The 22,066-nt window shown below is 50.2% G+C and carries 30 protein-coding genes; all 30 read right to left on the reverse strand.

The window, feature by feature from the left end; all coding sequences use genetic code 11:
- Nucleotides 1–69: 69 nt before the first annotated feature.
- Nucleotides 70–1,293 (reverse strand): GGDEF domain-containing protein, encoded by a 1,224-nt coding sequence (locus tag FIV08_RS19145; RefSeq protein WP_152439482.1) that lies wholly within the window; start codon nucleotides 1,291–1,293, stop codon nucleotides 70–72.
- A 182-nt stretch (nucleotides 1,294–1,475) separates the two neighbouring features.
- On the reverse strand, nucleotides 1,476–3,245 hold the full coding sequence (locus tag FIV08_RS19150; protein ID WP_152439483.1) for a DUF4394 domain-containing protein: 1,770 nt from the start codon (nucleotides 3,243–3,245) through the stop codon (nucleotides 1,476–1,478).
- Nucleotides 3,246–3,432: 187 nt separating this feature from the next.
- Nucleotides 3,433–4,173, reverse strand: coding sequence for a substrate-binding periplasmic protein (locus tag FIV08_RS19155; RefSeq protein ID WP_152439484.1), 741 nt, complete (start codon nucleotides 4,171–4,173; stop codon nucleotides 3,433–3,435).
- A 111-nt stretch (nucleotides 4,174–4,284) separates the two neighbouring features.
- Nucleotides 4,285–4,719: a GFA family protein gene (locus FIV08_RS19160; RefSeq protein WP_323847458.1), complete on the reverse strand. Its 435-nt coding sequence runs from the start codon at nucleotides 4,717–4,719 to the stop codon at nucleotides 4,285–4,287.
- Entirely contained in the window at nucleotides 4,719–4,982 is a 264-nt protein-coding gene (locus tag FIV08_RS19165) for a Txe/YoeB family addiction module toxin (protein ID WP_152439486.1), read from the reverse strand. The genes FIV08_RS19160 and FIV08_RS19165 overlap by 1 nt, the downstream gene beginning before the upstream one ends.
- Entirely contained in the window at nucleotides 4,979–5,221 is a 243-nt protein-coding gene (locus FIV08_RS19170) for a type II toxin-antitoxin system Phd/YefM family antitoxin (RefSeq protein WP_152439487.1), read from the reverse strand. The genes FIV08_RS19165 and FIV08_RS19170 overlap by 4 nt, the downstream gene beginning before the upstream one ends.
- A 146-nt stretch (nucleotides 5,222–5,367) precedes the next feature.
- Nucleotides 5,368–5,670 (reverse strand): type II toxin-antitoxin system RelE/ParE family toxin, encoded by a 303-nt coding sequence (locus FIV08_RS19175; protein WP_072675918.1) that lies wholly within the window; start codon nucleotides 5,668–5,670, stop codon nucleotides 5,368–5,370.
- On the reverse strand, nucleotides 5,658–5,915 hold the full coding sequence (locus tag FIV08_RS19180) for a type II toxin-antitoxin system Phd/YefM family antitoxin (RefSeq protein ID WP_022990189.1): 258 nt from the start codon (nucleotides 5,913–5,915) through the stop codon (nucleotides 5,658–5,660). The genes FIV08_RS19175 and FIV08_RS19180 overlap by 13 nt, the downstream gene beginning before the upstream one ends.
- A 174-nt stretch (nucleotides 5,916–6,089) precedes the next feature.
- Nucleotides 6,090–6,737: a hypothetical protein gene (locus FIV08_RS19185; protein WP_152439488.1), complete on the reverse strand. Its 648-nt coding sequence runs from the start codon at nucleotides 6,735–6,737 to the stop codon at nucleotides 6,090–6,092.
- Nucleotides 6,738–6,836: 99 nt separating this feature from the next.
- Nucleotides 6,837–7,157, reverse strand: coding sequence for a hypothetical protein (locus tag FIV08_RS19190; RefSeq protein ID WP_216646144.1), 321 nt, complete (start codon nucleotides 7,155–7,157; stop codon nucleotides 6,837–6,839).
- A 52-nt stretch (nucleotides 7,158–7,209) separates the two neighbouring features.
- Nucleotides 7,210–7,824 (reverse strand): hypothetical protein, encoded by a 615-nt coding sequence (locus FIV08_RS19195; RefSeq protein WP_152439489.1) that lies wholly within the window; start codon nucleotides 7,822–7,824, stop codon nucleotides 7,210–7,212.
- A gap of 106 nt (nucleotides 7,825–7,930) precedes the next feature.
- The gene (locus tag FIV08_RS19200) at nucleotides 7,931–8,236 is read right to left on the reverse strand and encodes a hypothetical protein (RefSeq protein WP_216646159.1); all 306 of its coding nucleotides are present in this window, start codon (nucleotides 8,234–8,236) and stop codon (nucleotides 7,931–7,933) included.
- Nucleotides 8,237–8,485: 249 nt separating this feature from the next.
- Entirely contained in the window at nucleotides 8,486–8,995 is a 510-nt protein-coding gene (locus tag FIV08_RS19205; protein WP_152439491.1) for a hypothetical protein, read from the reverse strand.
- A 138-nt stretch (nucleotides 8,996–9,133) separates the two neighbouring features.
- Nucleotides 9,134–9,403: a hypothetical protein gene (locus FIV08_RS19210; protein ID WP_152439492.1), complete on the reverse strand. Its 270-nt coding sequence runs from the start codon at nucleotides 9,401–9,403 to the stop codon at nucleotides 9,134–9,136.
- A gap of 138 nt (nucleotides 9,404–9,541) precedes the next feature.
- Nucleotides 9,542–10,030, reverse strand: a complete 489-nt coding sequence (locus tag FIV08_RS19215; protein ID WP_152439493.1) for a hypothetical protein — start codon at nucleotides 10,028–10,030, stop codon at nucleotides 9,542–9,544.
- Nucleotides 10,031–10,148: 118 nt separating this feature from the next.
- Nucleotides 10,149–12,440 (reverse strand): AAA family ATPase, encoded by a 2,292-nt coding sequence (locus FIV08_RS19220; protein WP_152439494.1) that lies wholly within the window; start codon nucleotides 12,438–12,440, stop codon nucleotides 10,149–10,151.
- A 120-nt stretch (nucleotides 12,441–12,560) separates the two neighbouring features.
- A complete protein-coding gene (locus FIV08_RS19225) occupies nucleotides 12,561–12,869 on the reverse strand; it encodes a hypothetical protein (protein ID WP_152439495.1) in 309 nt (102 codons plus the stop codon).
- An 86-nt stretch (nucleotides 12,870–12,955) separates the two neighbouring features.
- Entirely contained in the window at nucleotides 12,956–13,219 is a 264-nt protein-coding gene (locus FIV08_RS19230; protein ID WP_095616195.1) for a Txe/YoeB family addiction module toxin, read from the reverse strand.
- Nucleotides 13,216–13,458 carry a type II toxin-antitoxin system Phd/YefM family antitoxin gene (locus FIV08_RS19235; protein WP_058092928.1) on the reverse strand — a complete coding sequence of 81 codons (243 nt, stop codon included), beginning with the start codon at nucleotides 13,456–13,458 and terminating at the stop codon, nucleotides 13,216–13,218. The genes FIV08_RS19230 and FIV08_RS19235 overlap by 4 nt, the downstream gene beginning before the upstream one ends.
- Before the next feature lie 168 nt (nucleotides 13,459–13,626).
- A complete protein-coding gene (locus FIV08_RS19240) occupies nucleotides 13,627–14,538 on the reverse strand; it encodes a DUF7014 domain-containing protein (protein WP_152439496.1) in 912 nt (303 codons plus the stop codon).
- A 163-nt stretch (nucleotides 14,539–14,701) separates the two neighbouring features.
- On the reverse strand, nucleotides 14,702–15,004 hold the full coding sequence (locus FIV08_RS19245) for a DUF2004 domain-containing protein (RefSeq protein ID WP_152439497.1): 303 nt from the start codon (nucleotides 15,002–15,004) through the stop codon (nucleotides 14,702–14,704).
- A gap of 98 nt (nucleotides 15,005–15,102) precedes the next feature.
- Complete coding sequence (locus FIV08_RS19250; RefSeq protein WP_152439498.1) at nucleotides 15,103–15,687, reverse strand: hypothetical protein; 585 nt, start codon at nucleotides 15,685–15,687, stop codon at nucleotides 15,103–15,105.
- 110 nt (nucleotides 15,688–15,797) lie between these two features.
- Nucleotides 15,798–16,643: a hypothetical protein gene (locus FIV08_RS19255; RefSeq protein ID WP_152439499.1), complete on the reverse strand. Its 846-nt coding sequence runs from the start codon at nucleotides 16,641–16,643 to the stop codon at nucleotides 15,798–15,800.
- 118 nt (nucleotides 16,644–16,761) lie between these two features.
- Nucleotides 16,762–16,884, reverse strand: coding sequence for a hypothetical protein (locus FIV08_RS19920; protein WP_267313112.1), 123 nt, complete (start codon nucleotides 16,882–16,884; stop codon nucleotides 16,762–16,764).
- 23 nt (nucleotides 16,885–16,907) lie between these two features.
- Nucleotides 16,908–17,711, reverse strand: a complete 804-nt coding sequence (istB, locus tag FIV08_RS19260) for an IS21-like element helper ATPase IstB (protein ID WP_152438357.1) — start codon at nucleotides 17,709–17,711, stop codon at nucleotides 16,908–16,910.
- Nucleotides 17,708–18,892 (reverse strand): IS21 family transposase, encoded by a 1,185-nt coding sequence (gene istA, locus FIV08_RS19265; RefSeq protein ID WP_152438358.1) that lies wholly within the window; start codon nucleotides 18,890–18,892, stop codon nucleotides 17,708–17,710. Before istA ends, istB begins: the two co-directional genes overlap by 4 nt.
- Nucleotides 18,893–18,954: 62 nt before the next feature.
- Nucleotides 18,955–19,542, reverse strand: a complete 588-nt coding sequence (locus FIV08_RS19270) for an HNH endonuclease (RefSeq protein ID WP_152439500.1) — start codon at nucleotides 19,540–19,542, stop codon at nucleotides 18,955–18,957.
- A gap of 116 nt (nucleotides 19,543–19,658) precedes the next feature.
- Nucleotides 19,659–20,213 carry a hypothetical protein gene (locus FIV08_RS19275; protein ID WP_152439501.1) on the reverse strand — a complete coding sequence of 185 codons (555 nt, stop codon included), beginning with the start codon at nucleotides 20,211–20,213 and terminating at the stop codon, nucleotides 19,659–19,661.
- Between the two features lie 84 nt (nucleotides 20,214–20,297).
- Nucleotides 20,298–20,792 carry a type II toxin-antitoxin system VapC family toxin gene (locus FIV08_RS19280; protein ID WP_152439502.1) on the reverse strand — a complete coding sequence of 165 codons (495 nt, stop codon included), beginning with the start codon at nucleotides 20,790–20,792 and terminating at the stop codon, nucleotides 20,298–20,300.
- Between the two features lie 881 nt (nucleotides 20,793–21,673).
- The gene (locus FIV08_RS20010; RefSeq protein WP_152480533.1) at nucleotides 21,674–22,030 is read right to left on the reverse strand and encodes a Rap1a/Tai family immunity protein; all 357 of its coding nucleotides are present in this window, start codon (nucleotides 22,028–22,030) and stop codon (nucleotides 21,674–21,676) included.
- Nucleotides 22,031–22,066: the final 36 nt, after the last annotated feature.

Raw genomic sequence — 22,066 nt, forward strand, 5'->3', positions numbered from 1 at the left:
CAACAGCAAACTCCCCGAAAGTGGCTACACGCCTTTTTGTTGTTTTATGCACTTAATACTAGCAAGGCATCAGGGCAGATCGCTACTACCTATTCCCATTCGAGCGCAATTACGGCCAGCACCCTTGGCTTCATACACCGCCCTATCCGCCACCTGCTGCAATTGGTCCGCGTCCTCGCCATGCTCTGGGAACATAGCAATGCCAACACTGCACCCAATGGTGATATCGGCAGAATCGACTCGAAAAGGTTCGGCGAGAGTCTTGATGATTTCAGCGGCTTTGCTCATGGCATTGGAATCGTCTCGAAGGCCAGGAAGCACCACCACAAACTCATCCCCGCCCACACGGGCAACGGTGTCAGAGGCCCGCACAATGGCACTCATGCGACTGGCCGCCGCCTGCAGCACCTGATCACCTGCCGCGTGACCATAGGTATCATTTACTGGTTTGAACTGATCCAGATCCACATACAGCAACCCTACCCTTTTTTGCTCCCGGTGCGCTGAGGCCAGTGCCTGCGTCAACCTGTCAAACAACAGCGAGCGATTAGGCAAGCCGGTCAGCGGGTCAGTATGGGCCTGAGACCAGAGCAGGCGGTTGGCTTCCTTCAGCTCCAAATTCTTCACTTCATCGATAACGCCATACAGAAACAGACGGCGCTGATTGAAACTGTTGTACCAGCTGATCACCAAACCAAATACAAGAACAGACGCGTGCAAACTCGCATAGATGAACACCCGCATCCATTCGCCCTGGTTAAGCCACCACACGCCTCCCAGAACCAGCGCAGTAAGTGTGCAGGAGCTTATAACCGCCGTACTGAAGCGCGCACTCGAACCAATGTTGAGCCAAAGCACAAAAATGACACTGGCAAAGGCATAAACGCCCACCTCTGGGCCTGAGCTCCGAAACAGCACCGAATACCAGATAACGGCCGCCACATGCACGTACAAAGCACCAACGGCTTCCAGCAAATAGATATTCTGCGCCTTCACAACCATCCACTGGGTCAGACCCAGCACGGCTGCCAAAAACACAGCTCGCAACAGCAGCGAGCTCCAGAAAACATCCCGGGCGACCACGAGATCACCGAGCGCAAACAGGAAGTACCCGATAGCGCCAATAACAATGACCGCGTGAATATACGGGCGGGTTTTAGTATCAACATAGTCCGCAAAGCGAATGGACAAAGATGTGGGAATCGGCGCACCCGGGCGCGCCAGCGCTCTGGTGGCCAGAGCCCCCAATGTTGAATCAGGCGGATTCTTACGGTCGATTGTCAGGCTCCGCATAGGCTAATGCTCAAGTTGACCGAACGCTCTCGCTGCGTCAATTTCATGCCCTGAGCAGCGCTGTCGCATCAATACCTCTATCTACAGGGCATTCTCTGTGTCAGTGTCTTCGAAATGCAAGTATAGATCTCGTTATAAAAATAACCCCGGCACAAGGCCGGGGCGAGATTATACAGGTGTGATCAGCGCCCGGCTTCCATCACCACCGGCTCGGGAATCACAACCGACATGGCATTAACCGCCACCGGGTTGGCCGTACCACCAATCGGGCCGACCTGCTCGGCGGTGCCAGCCAGAAGGTTGAGGGTGTACAGCATAGAGCCCGCACCTGCTGAGGTTCTCAGGGCTGCATAGGCGGTGCCGCTCTGGGCAATGTCCATGGTTTGCTGAATAGCGCCATCCGTGGGCAATACCAAGCCTTCCAGCAAGCCATCACCCACTGCCACCAGGGCGCCGTCGTTAGGCACCGCTACCCGCGCCAGGCCGCTGTTTCGCGCATCGATCACATACTGGAAATCCAGGCTGGGTATCACGCCCTCAAGCTGCATCGGCGCTGCACGATAAGCCACCGCAACCGGTGCCGGCACCATGGTGTCGCCCAGGCGAACGGTGCCATCGGCAAAGGCAAAACCGGCTGCGCGCGCTTCATCCGCCAGCACACGGTCCTCATCCAGGTTCACCCGCAGGTTCTGGCCGGCATCGCCGATAATGCGCAGCAAATCGGCACGGGGGTTGAAGTCGATGTCGAAACGGGTGCCGGAGAGATCGGTGGCAAGAGTGGCGATTTCCGTTGCCTGTGCCTCTGGCGTCAGAATGATCGGATCGCTTTCTTCCAGCAGGTAGATTCGGCCACTTTGAGCAACCGCATACAGGCCATCATCCGCACCCTCAGGACTGGTGGTGCGAAGATCGAAACCAACAATCACGTCGCCCTCAACCAAGCCGGTGACTGGCAAGGTTTCATCATATCCCGCCAGCGCCATGCCCGGCATCGAGTCCGCCGGATTCAGCTCGACTATCCGTAGCACGAAATCATCGTCTGCAGACTGTTCGAACACAATGAACTCGCGCAAGGCAGGCTCATCGGTAACATCATTCACCACCAGATCCATGTAGTTACCACCAGCCTCAGGGGCCGGCAATGGCTTGATCAACGTGGTGGCTGCGGTCTCCGGATTGATACCGTACAGGCCCACACTGCCGTCCACCTCGAACACGGCGTAGTGCTCGTTCATACCGCCTTCGGTGGTAAACACGTTGTAGCCTTTGACATCCACCGATTCGGCGCTCGGGAAGAGCCCGCCAATGCGGGTCAGCAGGCCGACGTTCGGGTTCTGCTGGAAAAAGGTGCGGGAGTCTGCGCTGATCACAAACATCTGCGTGCCTTCCTGCCCGGGATTCACATTGGTGTAGGCCGTAGCCACCACGCCCTGAAGGTAACCGAAGGTGCCGTCTACCAGCGCTTGCTGCTGCGCGTTCTCAACCAGCGCCGGTGACCCCATGCGGAAGTTCTGCCGGGCATCACTGACCAGGCGCAAGGCATTGGCGGCGGGATTGAAATCGATGTCGTAGCGGGCACCTGTCAGTTCGCCGATGCTGGCCGTCACCAGGGTGGTTTCTGCCGTCATGGGGTCAACCAGCACCAACTGGCCCATATCGGTCAGCGCATAGAGTTCACCGGAGGCCGGCCGGAAATCCAGCCCCACAACCGAGCCCGCCACATCCAGGGAGCCCACGGCCAAAACCGTGGATGGATCAGACAGTGAGAAACGCACCAGGCAGGCGTTGTCTGCCGTCACCGCCAGCACATCGTTTGTTGTCAGCGCTGCTAAATCTCCTTCAGCGTTGCACTGAAAGGGCGTGATTGCAGCACCGCCACCGGAGCTGCTGTTACAACCCGCCAGCGCCACAGCGGCAGATAAAACCGATACGGTCATGACTTTGTTATTCATCGCTCTAATCCCTAAGTTGATCGTAGTTTCTTAACCGCAAGGGATCGAAGAGCCATCACACACAACGACGACCGCGCTCCCGACGCCTGCTCATCAAGCTACGGGGTCGGGATATGGAAAGTTTCAGTTCAGGTATCCGAGTAACGCGACGGGTTGGCTAATAAAAGCATGTCCGCACGAAAGTGCCCTATTTGTTCGTCTCAATCGAGAAATGCCGGTCCGGCGGCGGCAGGTTGGGTAGCATGGTCTCCACATCAACTGTGTGGGTGGAAAAGAACGCTTCTGCGGCCTCAATCAGAGCCGTCTCGGTTTTGAGGATACCGAGATAGACGGGCCATTCGGCGTCGATCAGTTCGGTGCGGTACCGGTGCGGGTCGATGTCCAGCAACTGCGCCATAAACCGGAACTCCAGCTCGTTCATGACGATGTAATCGCACCGTTTGTGCAGAAACATGTCCAGCATCTGCTGAGCATTGTATGCATCATGGCGGCTCAGGTTGGTACCGACCCGCCGCTCGAGTTGATCACTGTACACAAACCATCTGCGCAGGCAAATGCTGCCCTGAAGGTCATCGAAGGAGCCCGGCTGTCGGCCTGGTTGCGCGAACACACGATCACGCCAGGTTAATACCGGCCCAACGGCGTACATCCGGTCCGGCAGTGGCATCCACAGCGGGTTGGCGAAAACCGCATTGGCTTGCCCTTCTTCCAGGGCCCAGACCTGGCGGTTACGCGGCATCGGACGGAACGCGACGGCGATACCGGCCTCCAGGCTGAAATCATTGATCACCTCGACCAAAATGCCCTTGTCCAGGTTGTCACCGTAGTAGAACGGCAGAAAACCCTCGTCTGACCCCATAACCTGGAGTGTCTGGGACGAAGCTGGAAGCGTCCAGAATACGGCGATGATCAGAAGGCCTATTCTCATTGCATGCTCCTTCCAGTGATCGATTTAGGGGGCCATAGAGAGACCTTTTCGGCGTGCCGGAGCGCCAGCGAAGGTGCGCCCGCCGGCAGCCGCCGGTTATGTGATCTTAGCCTACTCTGGCAGGCCCCCGAACTCTGGCGCGTTACCAATCGCCCCCTCCCAGATCGCTCTGCTCGACGTGAAGATGTGCGCAGTTGGCGACACAGAAACTTCAGTATCCAAACACCCTGCAGGAACAACGAGCAGGCCTGTAAGTAGAGCATTTGGTAATGCTGATCCACACGATCTACAAAAGCTTTTGTTGTGGCGAGTACCTGGAAGCGTAAAGGAAGTCACTGCATCTACACCCGCCAGCCAGGTAAGTTTAGCTGACTGCGAGAATAAATTTGCCGCATGAGCCGATCCCGTATCTTTTTGACAATACTTACAATGACACAAGTAGAAACTGTCGAAGTCTCCATGGACCTCAAATTTCACTATGCCACACAGGCAAGAACCAACATGCTTAGTCATAGGATTCCCTTCTATGGCCTGTAGGTTATGCATTATTCGTAGTGGCTCCAGAGCCTGAGGACTTTCACCACTTGCTCGTCCTCTAGCACTTGGTAGACCAGACGATGCTGAATATTGATGCGGCGTGAATAGGCACCCGCAAGATCACCAATGAGCTTCTCAAACGGAGGCGGCTTGCGGTATGGATCTTCTGCTATCAGCGCTAACAGATCCTGGGCTTTGGGTTTAAGGCCGCTGGAGGCCAGTTTCTTTGCATCTTTCTGGGCTTGCGTGGTGTAAACCAACTTCCATGTCACCAGTCCAGCTCCTCATCGCATTCATCCACGGGGGTATCCATCCCCTCACGAATAGACTCCCGCATACCAGGTACGGAAAGCAGGTAAAGTGTTTCCTGAATGGCCGACCAGTCTTCTTCCGATACCAAGACGGCTGTGTTCCGCTTACCCATGATCACGATTGGTTGGTGAGACTCGGCAGTTTCATCAATCAACCGATAAAGGTTGCTTCGCGCCTCTGTTGCAGTGATTCCGGTCATGACACACCTCTTGCGTGTTCAACTTTTCATCAGTGTACGCCATCGAGTACGTACGTCAAGACGAACGCTTTTCGTAACACCGAAGCGCACCGGTGACTTTGGCATAGCGAAGCGCAGACAAAGGCATCCGAGTGAACTGCGCCGGGTTAGCTGCTTCCAAGCATGAACGCACGAAGCTGCCGCTCCTCTCGCATGACATAGAGGATGAGAACCCGCTTCTCATCCTCACGATAAAAAATACGACACGGTGGAACCACTACCTCTCTGTATACCGAATTGGGGAGTTCGGGAGGAATCCGCCCGGATTGGGGAAAATTTTCCAAACGCTCGGTCTTATCGAAAACTTCTTGGACCAGGTAACTTGCGGCAGCAGGGTTATCCAGAGCAATGTACTCAGCGATGGCATCCAGTTCTTGAAGGGCGGGCTCTGTCCAGATTACTTCAGCCATTTACTCATTTTCTCCCTGGCCTCACTTTGGCTGTACGTTCTTCCCTCAAGTACAGCACGCTCTCCTCGTGAGAGCCCCTCAAGCAGCTCAAGTCGGCGCTGCATAAACTCGTAATCTTGCACATCGACAAGGTATGCGGATGGCTGACCATGCTCGGTGATCAGTACCGGCTCTTTCGACAAGTGCAGATCTGCCAGAATCTTTGTGGCTTGGCGCTTGAGGTTCGTAACAAGCTCAACTTTCATGGACTCACCCTGAATCAGACTATTAGTGACACTATAGTATCACTCTCCGGGTGGCGCAATCACAGCTAACGCGGAGCTTTGCAGCAATTTTGGAACCGCGCAGCGGTGGAAGAATTGTCCGGCATTAGCGGCTGGTTATGCATTATTCGTAGTGGTTCCAGAGACTGAAAACTTTCAGCGCTCGACCTGTAATGTGGGTATGTTCTCACCATCCTCATCCACATAATGAATCGCTTCAGAAACCATTTGATTCCAGAAAACAGACCAGTACCCACTCAAAAACAGCGCCGGCGCGATAAAGACTGCAAGGAATGCGGCAATAAAGAACGAATCTGACCCCACACCAGACTCGAACCGAAGGAAGCTACTGAGCGGAATTGCCACAAATACAATGAGAGAGGCTCGCCGAACAAACGCCAGCTTCACGGATCGAGCCAAAGACAGTTTCTTCCCGAAAATCCCCCGCACCACGGCACCCAGAACATAAAGCACCACGGAGATTTTCGCCACGACCGAGAGCGCAGCTTGCACGCCACCTACGTCGTTGTCGCCCCGCGGGATTTGGTCGGTACCGAAAACCAACAGTCCACCTTCTTTCATCGGCGAAAAGACATCACCACCCCATTCCACAAAGACTTCCAGAATGACGATGACAGCGTTTTGCGAGAACAGAGCAACGACAAACATACCGAGAGCCATCCAGACAGCGGCGGCCATCGCAGTCATAAAATAGCCTGTGTAGCCAATAAACTGCTTCAACAATATCCGCATAGCTGCTGACTTGGGCACGCTAAACGTGAAGTCAAAACGGAAACTAGCCAAAAGTGCTTCTCCTCGGTGTGCCGGTAATTCACCGCATAACGCTAGTGGTAGTGGGCGACAACGGAGCGCAGCGTAGTTGGCGTCCCGTTGACCACCTGGTTATGCCAATTGCTGCAGCCAATCACAAAACCACTCCGTAGGCATTTTTTCTTCTTCAAAATTTTTTGCCCGAAGTTCCTCAAGTGAATAGGTGTTCGCCAAATATAGGTCCCACTGGGTTTCAACATCAGTGAGCACTGGCATCAAGGACTCAATCTCCGGCTCCGCGTCAACATCAAGGTATTGGCACCAAAATCTGTCGCACCACTCCGCAATTTGTTTGTGGGAGTATGGAGACTTTTCCGGCTCTGCACCCCACCTCAGCATTTTGATCGCGGCTTCCCGCGTAAATGGCATATCTACCGGAGCGCTCAATTCCATATCAGATATCCTCGCCTACGAGGGCATAACGCCAAGGGTAACAGGCGCGACGTCAGGAGCGTCCTGTTGACCCGTTTGTTAGTGGGGGCAAAGGCCCGCGCCACTGTTGATACTCTCGTCCCTTTGGGGTGACAGAAATCATTTCCGCTTCGTCTTGTTGAATCAGATGATGATTTCGCAACGCCCCAATGATGGCCTGTCTTTCCTCTGCCGAAGGAATAAATGGAAGCCAAGTTGAGTCGAAATGAGCGTAAGTTGTAGGCTGAGTTAGGTTAATCAGCCAATCCAAGACCATCTGAGTACCTCTTGCCAAGAAATAGTTGAGGTACCGATACTCCCATGTATATGCGGTTGCAATATGCGCGCGTATCAACTGTTCCACACGATCTCTTTGCTCGGCGGTGAGGCCTTCAGGAAGTCCTGGAATTGGCATCTCATCATTTGCCCGAGGCTCAGGAGCTGGCTTCTCCTCTTCAGCATCCAGCTGCTTGGATTGGGGCGTATTGAACTCCGTTCCACCTGGAAGCTTTATTTTTGCTATCCGGAGTATAAGTGCCTTTATATCCTCTCTAAAAACAGCAATCACCACGAGAGCTACCAGCGAGAACAGTACCGGGCCAGACAGCAAAACCTTGAGGTATTCTAGAACCATGCTCTCAGTACTCATCGTCTTTTCCCACTAACGCCAGCGCACAACGGCGCCCTTGGAATGGAGGCGCAGCCGCAATGTAAAGGGCGTCCGGCGGCCATCGGCCGCGTATTGATGCGCCTTGTTATATTTCGTCGTCCTCAATTGGACCACCAACCGTATCGAAAATCATTGTGTGGCATTCGACCGTAAACCACTCGTCGAACAACTTCAGAGTGAGCTTCCGGGGCCATAAATCAGGGTCGACGTACCACCCGCCAAGCTCGCTCTCAAATAGCGGGCGGAAGTTAGCTTTGACCCATTTTCTGAGTTGTTCAGGAGTGTCGGCCACTTCTTCATCAATGAGGTAAACGGTACGTTCCTCGTTAACATTCTCTAGCGTGATTGCTGGGCCATCGGGGTTCGGATCAGCTTCGTTGATCCAGCGCACTGCGGGCTCTTTGTAGCGGAGGATTAAAGCTGACCTGTTGAGCAATTTTGAACTCCCTCAGAAATATAACGTTTGCAGCACGCGCGCCCTTGGAATGGAGCCGAAGGCGCAATGGAAAGGGCGTCGCCATGCCTGCATTTGTTATAAAAATGCAACAAGGTAACCCCCAAGCTTATTCATCAGATCAACATACTGAGAATGATAGGTTATAAAAACAAATGCCAAGACTAATATTACGAAACCCTCTAATCACGTGGCCATTCTCCACCCACTGGTCTTCTCAGCCCACTTAGGGAACTTATGAAATAACTCAATGTAAATAAGCGATGTAATTACTGTTAGTTGAAAAATAAGAATTAGTGGAAATAATGACATGAGCAAAAGACCACAAAACAATTCTTTACTTTCAAAAATTAGCGCTGGCACGGATAGACCCCACATAAGCCCTAGCCAAGCGATACCCAATAACGAAGCGAAATTTTCAAGAATAAAAATTATTCCCTTCCGCTCTTTAGGCTCAAACTCCATTGCACCAAAAAAAATTCTATGTAGTGCGGACATCGTAAATATTATAACCACTAGAAAAACCAGCGTTGTCGGCGCCAGATTTTCGTCTAGAATTTTTTGTGCTGCATCGGCCAAATCAAAATCAATAGATGCGTAATCTAGGTAACTGACCAGCCAGTCCATCTTTCTAAGATATTCTGAAAGACCAATTGCCAAGCCTGCAAAGAGCCCGGTAAGTATAAATGGCGACACATTATCGTGGATTCTTTTAAATTGTAACCTGAACATCTAAAACCTTTTATAACGCGGAGGGAACCAAAAGCGGTACGCTTTTGGCGTCCGGTTGACCGCATTGTTAAAACCGCTGAGAGCACCCAGAATACCCTTGAATTATTGAATGGCTGTACCGATTCCTTGGAGGGTGAAACCACCAACCAAGAAAAAGAGGCCTATCGCCATAACAATGTGTTTACGCCTCTCCCATTTTCGATACTCAGACGTGAGCACCGGCCGGGAGAAATCCAAATCTTCCAGCTTCTGGCTTTGCTCAACTACCTGACCTTTGAAACGGTTGATCACTTCAAAGGCAACGAGCACGCACCCGATTACATCGCAAACCAAACCTGCGATGACCACATACTGTGAAACGGACAAATCCATTGGGGGACCACTTTCTCCCTAAAGTTTTAACGCCAGCGCACAACGGCGCCCTTGTAATGGAGGCGCAGCCGCAATGTAAAGGGCGTCCGGCGGCCACCGGCCGCGTATTGATGCGCCTGGTTATATTGTGTTTTGCACCTAGACCACAAACCTCAGAACTACCCAGCTACAGCCCAAGGTAGCTCCGATTATAAACATAAGCATCGGCGGGAAGATGACCCACATTGGGGTATTGCCGTCCAATCTTCCAGAAATCTTAGCCATACGAGTGTTTATGGAGTCTCCACTGACATCGGCCAGCCCATCGATAACCTCATGGTGAAACTGCTTCACTTTCTCTACTGATCTGCCTACGGCCAAGGAAAGGTGAAAGCGAAAGACAATAAACAGTGCTACACCCAACACAAATAGAAGGAATGAAAGCCCGAGAAAGCTGACATTATTGCCACTTGGACCCGCCGCGATAAGCGAGCTTGTGACAGCTACTCCACCAGTGTTGGCATAAAGAATAGACTTGCTGATGTTTTCGAAAAGCTCTCTACCATTCTCCGACTGCTGCGCCGCCTGTTTCACCAAGTAGCCATTTAGCTTTTCTTTTTCTTCCTTGGGAAGGTCGTTATATTTCAACTTTGAGTTCCTTCTTAGTCGAGGCTGGCCCCAGCAATATAACGCTGCGCTCTGCGGCATTTTCGTAGCGCAGCGAAGAAATTGTCCGGCAGCAGCGCTTTGTTATACGCATTCTTTTTCATGCCACGACTTCCATCATTTCTTGGTAGTGCTTTTTGTCCAATTCATTTATCCAGTCAAAAATATCTGATATGACCGTAACACCTTCACCAATTAGGTTTTCAACAAATTCTTCATTTGTTTCAATAAGGTCGTTATGTGAATACTGATTAATAAATTTTCGAATCTTTTCCTTCCCTTCGTCTTCTGGGTTCTTGCTTGCTAATACAGCCGCATTAAACAAGTTCGCGAAGTTTCCCCTATTCTTTGGGAACTTGAAGGATAAGAAGGATTCAAGTAACTTTCGGGATAAATTGGCGGCAAGGAAATGATCATCCGTTTCAAGGGTCTGTTGGTTTTTTAAAGAATACAGGCGTGAAAATATGTAGTGATACTCCGAATTATATAAAGTTAGTGCTGATCCAGCGTTTGTATAAGTTGAAGTTCGTGGCACTTCGTTATTTGCCTTAACAACATAGAAGTTTGCAATGTTCTGATTGTCGCGCTTATTCTTTCGAGAAATCCAATCACGAACCAACTTGAAAAACGTAAAGTTATGGGTAAGGACAAACATTTGCTTTGCTTTTTCACAATTAATTTTCATAAATGAATAAGCGTGAAAAAGGTGGTTAGAATCGAAACTTGAAATAGGGTCATCTACAACAACAATAGTGTCTTCAATTTTGTTGTCATTTTCTTTCAACTTGGTTATGAAGTAGACAAAAGCAATAGCCGTTTTCTCGCCTTCACTCAGATTCCCGTCAACCTGTTCCGAGTCGTTCCGAAGTATTTCATACCCTTTTTTAGTCGGATTAAATCGAAGGGATAACTCACTGCGACCAAGAAATTTATGAAGTGACTCATTAAACTGGTCAGCGCCGATGCCTTCATTTGATAGTGAATCTTCAAGTGTTCGGATTTCAGTGTCTCTCGCGTTAATAGATGTTTTTAGCGCTCTATTTTTAGCTTTTCGATCACCCACTTCCTTTTTTTTATCGTGATAGCCGAATGACTGCACTTCAGTAGTTGCATAGTGAAGTTCAAGTTGCTTTTTGGCTTTGTCAGTTTCTTCCTTGAAATTTCCTGACTTATGATTGTGCTTATCAACAGCCGCGCTAATAGCGTTGAGAGAATCGTTAAACGCTTCCACGGATGATTCACTGATAGCTTCAACTGTTAGACCAGTTTCAAGTGGATTAGCTATCTTTTCTTTCAGTACAGTGTGCCAGGCTGTTATTTCTTCGTTCAGGTCTGTGATTGCTTTTTCCAACGCTTTACATGCTTGACTGTATCCATTTTTGAATTCGTCATAGAAGTCGTTTGTTGCGGGTAGCGCTGGGGGTTGAATATACTGACCAGAGAGCCAACCATCTGCACTTTCAAGTCGGGTTTGAAAGGCTTTGTAATCGTCGTTAAAGTGGGCTTCAAGCTGTTTGATGCGTTCGTCGGTGATGGTGTTACCACAAAATTCACACTGATTTGTGTCATGACGCTTATGAAGGTCAAGACCAATTTCTACCCAAGACTTTATATCGCCATATTCAATAAGTCGCTGAATAGTTTGACTAACTACACTGGTTTTCAAAAGGTCGACAAGGCGTTCTTTGGCTTTAGTGAAGGTTTCTTTATTAATAACCTTTTGATTAAAGGTAATCGGGGACTTCTGATCAGGCTTAGCAGCGTTTGTCAACTCAATAATTTTTTGATCATCAAGAAGTGGTTCGTCTGACTTGCTTGCTTCAAGGTTGTCGTTGATAAAGGCTTCAAATTTTCGCTTATCATAATTAAGGTAGTAGCGATCTGTAGTGTCAATTGACTGAAGGCTTGTCTTCATGTGTCGTGCGCTATCAGTTCCGAACTTCGAAATAGCGCTTTCAAGTCTTCTTATTTCTTCATCTTCACTAGTGTACTTTTTATTATCCGATTCCTGTTCTTTTTTTAGCTTTTCTAGCTTTTCACGCTCTTCAATCTTTTCTTTATCAACAAGTAATATGCTTTTTACAACGCTATCCCATGATATATTTTCGTCAATGAACTCATGGTTAAAAGTGTAAATGTTTAGATCAGAACCCGCCACGTTCGCTTGTGTAATTGGCGCGCCATTGTCAATGCTTACCGTGAATTCTGACGATGGGAATTTACTTGAAGTGGTATTATTTTCGATACATCGAAACACACCCGATAGGGTAGATTTTCCGCTTCCATTCCAACCATAGAACAGATTGTACTTTCCGAAATCTTTAACGTTAGCGTTCGTGTGATTTTGGAAAATACCGAATTTCTTTAATTTTTGTATATTTTTTATTGACATAGAATCCCTGATCTAAACTTCACTCCGCCCTAGATTTGCGTATAACGCGAAGCTAAGCGGCGGCCCGTCAGGGACGTCCGGTGGACGGCCTTCAGGCCGGGAACGTACTTAAGCGATTGGTTAAGTGTTTTCACGATGCTGCGCCCCATCATCCGCCTTTTTTTCGTCAATGATGTCCTGGTACAGAGGCTTCACGCTGAGCCAACGGTGTGCATATTCACCCCGAGGCCCTTTATTCTGGAGGCAACGATCCTGGGGTGGCGTGTTGTTGGCTACGAAAAAATAGAAGACCGGTCCAACTATCGGCATGACAGTCACGCAGCTAACGGCAATCTTGAATGCAAGATGCTCGTTGCTTCGCCAAACCTTGGTCAAAAGGAAAAGCGAAACGATTCCGGAGCCGATCGCTATGACTAAAATTTCATCCATAATAGACACTTAACGCGGAGCTTTGCGGCAATTTTGGAGCCGCGCAGCGGCGGAGAAATTGTCCGGCAACAGCGGCTGGTTATGCATTATTCGTAGTGGCTCCAGAGCCTCAGAACTTTCACCACCCGCTCCTCTTCCAGTACTTGGTAGACCAGACGATGCTGAATATTGATTCGGCGCGAATAGGCCCCCGCGAGATCCCCTATGAGTTTCTCGAACGGAGGCGGTTTGCGGTAAGGGTCTTCTGAAATCAGCGCCAACAATTCCTGGGCTTTTGGTTTGAGGCCGCTGGAGGCCAGTTTCTTTGCATCTTTCTGGGCTTGTTTGGTGTAAACCAACTTCCATGTCACCAGTCCAGCTCCTCATCGCATTCATCCACGGGGGTATCCATCCCCTCACGAATAGACTCCCTCATACCCGGTACGGAGAGCAGGTAAAGTGTTTCCTGAATTGCAGACCAGTCTTCCTCGGAAACCAGGACGGCTTTGTTCCGCTTACCCATAATGACGATTGGTTGGTGGGACTCGGCGGTCTCGTCAATCAACCGATAAAGGTTGCTGCGCGCCTCAGTTGCTGTGATTCCGGTCATGACGCACCTCTTGTGTGTTCAAATTTCCACCAAGTGTACGCCTTTGGGTACGTACGTCAAGACGAACGTTCTGCATAACGCTTGGCACACGTGCCGATTTGGAGCCGCAGCGCGGCGTAAAAACGGTCACCGTGCTGCCATTGGTTAGGCTGACCCTTGACCTGAACTTCACAAGGTTTCCTCAACCAAAAGCAGAATAGCAGCCGCAGTACTATTAATTGTGTAGTGCGCAATATGCTGCGGGGCTTGCTTCTTGGCTGCCCCGGCACCATGGGACTTACTTAACCTGTTTCGTATAGTGCCTACAATTAGCAGGGGATCAGTGAAAAATGGCTCTAGATTTGACTCTGATATAATTGTCTTGAGCAGAGAGGCCGCTGCATCTTTTTGGTCATATTGCCATTTCCTCTTTTCACAAATGATCTTCATGACACTTTCGAATGCACTTCCGCACTTGGTAAGGCAATCGCCATAATCCCGCTTCCTGTAGTCCTCAAGAGCTTCTAAAAACTCATTATTCGCGGACAAGAAGGCAGGATCTGTTAATAATTTCAGAGCAGGTTTAACTGCTTCGGAATGCACCAACTGGCTTTCCTTTAAAATAACCTGAGGGTACGCACTTACCTTAATATATTTAACAGGAGACCCTCTGTACATTCCGGGCTCTTCCGTCTGCACGTAATCCGTTAAGTAATAGGGCAAGTCATCAATATCAAAGAATGAATTTATACTATCGACGAACTCCGACTTGGATGGCAAATGCTTAGAAGCATCTACTTGGAAAATATACTCAACAAAGTCCAAAAAATGGGTAGAGTCACAATTTTCAAGGTATTGAAGGATATCTTCAACTTCGTTGGCAGGCCTGTTGTCTGGGGCGAGGATCATCGTTCCATGCAAGTACTGCAACTTCTGATGGATCTCCTTCCAGAAATCAGACGCTCCACGGTCTCGTCCGATAACATCCCCTATTAATAACACCACTCGGCTACGGAAAGTGTCACTCACAGGACGAAGATGCTGTGCTTCGTATGATTGACGCCGACTGAATACGTCAAAAATGGCGTTTAGAAAATTCATTGGATACCACGGTTGATTTGTTTTTATACAGGACCTAGGTTGCCTACAGTAGCGCCTAACGCCGTTGTTCAGCGGCAGCCTTGGCAGAGCGAAGCGGCGACAAGGCTGTCCGGTGGAGGGCCTTCGGGCCCGGAACGAACTGGAACACTTGGTTAGGTGGAGACTAGCTCTCCATGACGATTTCTTCGACGTTCCCATCGTCGTCGAATGACACACTAACCACGTAATCCGTCACTTCATCAGGAAGAGTAAAATCGTATACCTCTTCGTCGTCCCATTTTTCTCTGAGGACCAGTAGCCCAATTACTTGCTCACTGGATGGAGCAGAAATTCCAAGATGTTTCTGCCAATAACTCTCGGGAAGCTCTTCCAGATGATGCGAAACGAACCCATCAATTCCGTACTCGCCCGTTTCGGTGCCGGCTGATCGTTTGATAGCTTCGAGGGCTTTCTCTTGATTGCTCATTAATACACCTAACGCTTTTGTTCAGCGGCAGCCTTGGCAGAGCGAAGCGGCGACAAGGCTGTCCGGTGGAGGGCCGTCAGGCCCGGAACAAACTGGAACTATTTGCTAGACATCCAAGACCTTATCACCATGTCGAGCTTTAGCATCTTCAGATATAGTCTTCGATTCACCCTCTCTAACAAATCTAAAACCACTGGTGAAGACCTTTTTCTAACGCGTGAAACGATCAGGAAAGGAGTAATTATTAACAGTGCTGGAATCAGCAAGATAAACCCCAAAATTCCACCAATGAGATCAGGGAGCGCCTGAATAACACCAGATACCGTTAATGGTTTTTCATAATGAAGTTTTTTAGTAAGCACATCTGAAATCAGGTTGGTCCCAATCGCGGCCGAAACGAATGGGAAAACAAACATGAAAACGTTGGATCGTCTTTCAAATTCATCAAGAAAGCTGTCCGATATCTTCCCATCTTCATTGAATGCTAAAACTGCTTCTTGCATCCAGTTTACGTACCACAGCGCAGCACCCCCAATTGCTACAAGACAGATTCCTACCAACACAACTAATTGAGGCGGGGAATCTTTATCTAGGATAAAACCAACGACAGCCAGCACGAGTAAAAACACACAAAATGATAGGACTAGCTGTACTTCATCACCAAAAAGGCTTTCGTATGACACTAACTTTCCTTATTTCTTTGACTGTCTAACGCCAGCAATAAACGGCGCCCTGACAAGGGCGTCCGGTGGAGGCCGAAGGCCGGAACGAATTTAATTGCCTTGTTAGATTTTCAGGCACGACGTCCAGACTTTAACCTTCCGACAAAGTGCCAAATGACGGTTGCAATTAAAGATGCCAGTATCCCGAAGCCGAAACTGATAGCCCTTTCTACCCATATGCCCTTTTCGAATTCCCGTCTTTGTTGCTCGAATATGGCATCTACTGTTTCTTGATGAGCGTTAACTATTGGTTCAAGCTGGGATTTCTTCTCTTCTAAGTCTTTGATTAGGCGGCGCGTTGTCTCTATCTCGCTATTTTTATTTTCAATAAACGAAGAGAGATCATTTAAATTTCTTTCCGTTGCTTGCAACAATTCGATCTGCTCATTGAAGCTTTGAGGCTGCTGCAAACGCTGTTTTCGATCAATCTCTGAGAAGTAGATTGCGGAACCTATGCCAAGAAATCCTATGATCAACCCTATTGCTGAAATAATTGCGGTTGGGCGGGGTGATTTTTTATAGGCTCTTACCCAAAAGTCGACGAAAAGCTCGGCAAAGGTATCGAATCTAAAGCTTATCAGTGACTTTACAAGCTTTACGGACTCGTCAACCTCATCTGGTGGAGGAGGCTCATGATAGATTTCAAAGCTGCTATCTAGAATCTCCGCGCCGGTGGCATCGTCATCAGTCATATTGATGATGCCTACAGGGTATTCCCAAACTTCAAATTTTAGATAAAAATCGTTACCGCACTTTGAACATTCATGATCTATTTCAGAAACATACTGAGTTTCTTGCCCCATTCCCCTTTCCGAACCAGATTCGGCCTCGAAATGGAAATCCTCATCACGCAGGAAATATTTAGCACCACATTTTGAGCATTGATACGTGGCGCTTCCTTTTATGCCGTCACTCATATGTTTCTGTTCACAACCTCGTAAAATCTAACGCATCGCTGAGCGGCGGGCTTGGAGCGGGGCGGAAAGCCCGTCCGGCGCAGGCCCGCCCAGGGCCGGAGCGAACTCCAGCGACTTGTTATAACGGGCGACCATAGATGCTGCGATTATGGTAATCGATGCTCTTCTGAGCCACTTCATGGCCCTCGGCCACCTGGAGGGTTCGAAGTGTCAACAGTACCGAAGTTTGACCGCTTTTCATCAACCTAGATTGTCCGGTTTTCATCAGTTTTCAGTGTCCGGTTTTTGAGCGTCAGTGTCGTCAGAGTCCTCCTGTTGTTGGCTAGTACCGGGAACGAGGCCGGCCTTGCGTTTGTCCTTCAGCCGGTAGCTCTCGCCTTTGATGTTCAGAGTGGTTGAGTGGTGCAGCAGCCGATCCAGTATCGCAGTGGCGATGACCTGATCGCCGAACACCTCGCCCCAGTCCATAAAGCTCTTGTTTGAGGTCAGGATGGTGCTGGCCCGCTCGTAGCGCCGGTTGATCAGGCGGAAGAACAAGCTGGCTTCCTCGCGGGTCATGGGCAGGTAACCGATCTCATCGAGTACCAGCACTTTCGGATACGTCAGTTGTTGGAGTTGCCTATCCAACCGGTTTTCCTGGCGGGCTTTGACCAGCGTGCTCACTAGACGGTCCAAGGTCATGAACAGAACCCGGTGGCCGGCCTCCGCAGCCTTTACGCCGAGGGCGACCGCCAGGTGGGTTTTGCCCACGCCAGGGGGTCCCAGCAGGATCACGTTCTCGTTGCGTTCCACGAACCCAAGGCCGGAGAGTTCTCGCACCAGCTTGCGGTCAATGCTCGGCTGGAAGCTGAAGTCGAACTGCTCCAGGGTTTTGATCCAGGGTAGCCGAGCCTGTTTGAGACGCGTGTCCAGGCCTTTCTGGTGCCGACCACCCCACTCCTGGGCCAGGGCCTGTTCCAGGAATTCCCGGTAGTTCAGGTCCTTCTTGCTGGCATGCTCGCACAGGGTATCCAGAGAGGCTTGCAGGTGGTCCATCTTGAGCCGGTCGAGGAGTTGGTCCAGATTCATTGGAGCACCTCCTCATACACAGCCAGGCTCCGGTGTTGCACCGGCATCACCTCTTGCCACAAGGGCTCGTGGTGTTCAGCCACCGTTTGCCAGCCTTGCTGACGATGGGCCATTCGGTGGCGGGCGACTTCCTGTCCCCGGAGGTCGTAGACGGTGAGTTCACCGTCCAGACTGATGCGGATGTTGACCCGTTGACCACAACACTCGGCCGGTACGCTGTAACGGTTGCCTCGCACATCGATGTAGGCATCCCAGCCCACATGGCGGATGTCGTAATAGCGGGTATCGAAGTCCGTTGCCGGACAAGGGCTGAGTTGATGGCGCTCTTCCTCGAAGCGCTGAGCCGGAGATTGCTGGAACTGGCGTAATGTCCGCTGACTGGCATAGCTGCTCAGCCACTGCTCCAATAACTGATTCAGGTGCGCGTAGCTGTCGAAGCTGCGATACCGCTGGAAGAAGTGGTGCTTCACATAGCCCACCATGCGCTCGGTCTTGCCTTTGGTTCTGGGGCGCTGGGGCCGACAGGCCCGGGCGGCGAAGCCATAGTGATTCGCCAGTTCCAGGAAACCTGCGTTGAACACCACACGACCACCGCTGTCATGCCTGATGACGGCCGCTTTCTGGTTATCTACCAGGACACGCTTGGGTACGCCATCAAAGTACCGGAAAGCCTGTACCAGGGACTCGTAGGTATGCTCCGCGTCCTGGCTGGGTCCAGCCCAGACATGGAAGTGGCGGGAGTACCCGAGGATGTTGACCGCGAAGTTGACAGTGCACAGGCGACCAGCGACCTCAGTCCGGATCTGGCCCCAGTCGTGCTGGAGTTGCTCTCCCGGGATCGTTTCATAGCGCACCGTTTGTTTACTTGCCCTCAGGCTGCGCTTGGGCTGAACGTAGCGACGAATCAGGGTCACACAGCCGTCGTAGCCCCGTTCCTGGAGCAGCTGACGGATGACCTCTGCGTTCCAGACTTCCTGGCCCAGAAGTTCATCAATGTATGGCTTGAAGGGATCCAGCTTGCTGCCACGTGGGGTCTTGGGTTTACCAGTCAATGGTGCCGGCAGGGCCAGGTAACGGCGTACGGTGCGCTCGGAACAGCCAATCTGGTGCGCGATGTCCACGATGTACGCCCCCTGACTGCGAAGTTGTTTTATCATGTGAAAGTCCTCTCGGCTTTGCATGATTCGATTCCTGTTCGGTTTGGTCACCTTCAAGAAAAGATCATGCGGGTCGGGAGGACAATCTACGTTGCTGATTTAAGGTCTTTTAGCAGTACTGTCGACAGAAGGTCGAGTTCAATAGCTCCATAGTCACAGAGCACATGGTGATTCGGGCATAGGACAAGGATATTTCCTGGAATATCAGATCCGTTGTGAGGGTTTCCAAGGGGAATGATGTGATGAGCCTCAGAATAGGTCTTCCCGTCAGAAAGGCGAACCACCATACCGCAAATTTGACACTGATCTTGGTGTATCACTTTTATCTTGCGCGCAAGCGTTGTATCCCGAAGTACCCGGTACGTGAGAGTGTATGTTCGGCCAGGCTCTTCAATGCCCTCCGGTAAATCTGAAGCTTTTGGAGTTTCAGCCAGGTAGGATCTAAGGCCCCATATACCAGAGCCCAGCCCCTCAACCGAAAAGAAAAGGTCTTTCCCGCCCTTAAATCCCGCCGAGTCAGAGGAAAGGTCTTGCACTCTACGCCGCACCACGGATTTCCAGCTCTCGGGAAGGTTGGGACGAATGCGCTCGATCTCCGTATACAACGCATCATAGTTTGCGCTGCCACCGAGGTTCTCAAACGCTCTAACAATATCCTCGTCCCATGTCGACATTAGGTTTCCTCGTTATAACGCAGAGTGCAGCGGCAGTTTGTGGAGTGGCGTTTTGTGCTAGCGTAGCGACTGGCACAAAAAAGCCACGGAACAGACTGTCCGACTGGCACGTATTGTTAGGAGCCACTCTCAGGCTCTCCCCATGCTTCACAGTATATTGAAGCTGACCAAGTATTAAAATCCTTCCTAAATAGTTCAAAATCTTCTATTTCTTTGTCAGCAATAGATAAATCATCTGGTTTCTTTGGGTGAACAAGTCCATTACGGGATTTATATAACTTTTTTACTCTAGACCAACGTTGCGATCCGAAATCCCACAATAACTTTGGATAAAACGACCCCAGAATTTTTATGACAGCTTTTAGCTCGTCAACAGGAGATACTATTTTCATTCTCGCCTTAATTTCACCATTATTCCCGACGCTCCATTCATTACCATCTAGAAAGGCAAGCACTTGTGGCGAAAGCTCAGAATGATCAATTAAATGATCGTTGGTCTTTAACTCCAATTTGAGCAGATAAACCCTAGCTTCAACAAATGTACATAGGCAACGCAGATACGAGCGCTTCCAATATTCCGTATCTTCGCCTATTTCGATCCCAACAAGGCAACGCTCAACATCATCGTGAAGCGGGCCGTAATAATCTAACAAGTCGACTATTGGCATCATGCTGAAAGCCTCCTAACGCCAGTGGTAATGGGCGGCAACGGAGCGCAGCGTAGTTGGCGTCCCGTTGACCACCTTGTTAGAAATTTACGAGGGATTGCTGGGTTTTAGGACATTAAGTACACGCAGCCCTTCACTTGCAGCGGTATTGGCAAGTTTCGTGTCAGCGGTAACCAATACTGTCTCCGATCCCTCTATCCCACCTGCGAAAAATCCCTCTTTCACACTGAGTATCTGAAAAGCGTCAGAAACATCCAAATCGTATCTCCTGGCCAACTCTATTGACCTAAGCAGGTATGGAGGTTTGCAGACGTCTATGTCTTCCATCTCATGTAACCGAGCTTCGAACTCACAACCCAGATCAAAGCACGCATTTAGGTACTGCTCTTTGGTAAGCTCTTTACGATAAAGATACTTAACCTTAAGCACACCAAGCGCTTCGTAAAAGCAGAACGGCGTCGTGTAGAGCGTCGCTTCTGAGTCTATAAAACTGCGAACTATCTCACTGCCTTCTTCGTCCACGTGCCATTTCACCAGTACAGACGCATCAAGACAGCAGGCTCTCAAAGAAGTCATTTCCATAAGATTTCTAACGCTGAGGTAACCGGCGCCGGAGCGCCAGCGGAGGGAACCAAAAGCGGTACGCTTTTGGCGTCCGGTTGACCGTATGGTTATGGCTCAACCAACCAAGCTCCGCCGGAAAACATAGCTTTAGTGGCAATGATAAGGCTGTGAGCCTGCGTGACAGCATTGCCCAGGTGGGCTGTCTTTCCGGCAACCGCCACCATGAGCGAACGCCGTCGACGCGAACAAAACAAGAACCAAACTTAGCATTATTTTTTTCATGGTCATTCTCCAGGATTGAGGTGCTAACGCACCGTGCAACCTCCATGTTCATTGCCCTCCGACTATCTTGGCACAACCCAGAAAATGTAGACGAAATGTACGTAAAGCGCCATAACGCTGAATGTTAAGCGGCGCCTGCGGAGCGCAGCGTAGTAGGCGTCCGGCGGACGGCCGCCAGGCCGTTAGCGAACTTGAACGATTGGTTATACATGAGGCTACCACCCCCACCAATGCCAAACCTTGGCTATACCGCGCCAGACACCCCCGAGAATAGATGGAAACAGTTTCGGGAGCAGCAACGCCAACACAGCAAAAACCAAGATACAGGAAATGAGGTAACGACTGCTGAGAAAGCCGTCCCAGTAGACGGCCAATTCTAAATTGACCCAGAGCCAAACGAATACTGCCGTTGGGATCGAGAAAAACAGCGAAGCAAAAAGGCTGATCAACCTTGTTTCAATTGGCCCACCTTGGCCGCGATTCCTTGGCATGATCTATGAACATTCCTTGTGTATAACGCTTTTGTTTAGCGGCGACTACGAAGCGCAGCGTAGTAGGCGTCCGGTGTAGGGCCGCTCAGGCCCGGAACGAACTACAACTATTTGTTAAAACGCTGCTCAGCATGGGAAACGACGAGACAATACTGCGCCAACCACAGAAATTGCATAAAGCTCTCGGGCATCCTCAGCTTCAAGGAGGAAGTCATGCACCAGCCCGACCAAATCGGCGCGGGTTATGCCTGCAGGGATACACAGAGAGTCAGAAAATGCATCGTGAGCTGCTTGTATGAACCCATGACAGAAACCTATTGAATCGTTGTCGGGCTTTGAGCACATATCAACGAAGCCCTGTCCCGTCATGACTGCTGGATTACGACCTTCCTTGCCCGAGTCGGCTTGAGCGGGCGAAACGGAAAGGAGTGCACAAAATGCTAGTACTGTAATGCTTCTCCAAAAGGCAAATCTCGTCAACATGGCACCTATCCGATTCTAGTTTTAACGCCAAAATTC

The organism is Marinobacter sp. THAF197a (assembly GCF_009363275.1).
GTDB lineage: Bacteria > Pseudomonadota > Gammaproteobacteria > Pseudomonadales > Oleiphilaceae > Marinobacter.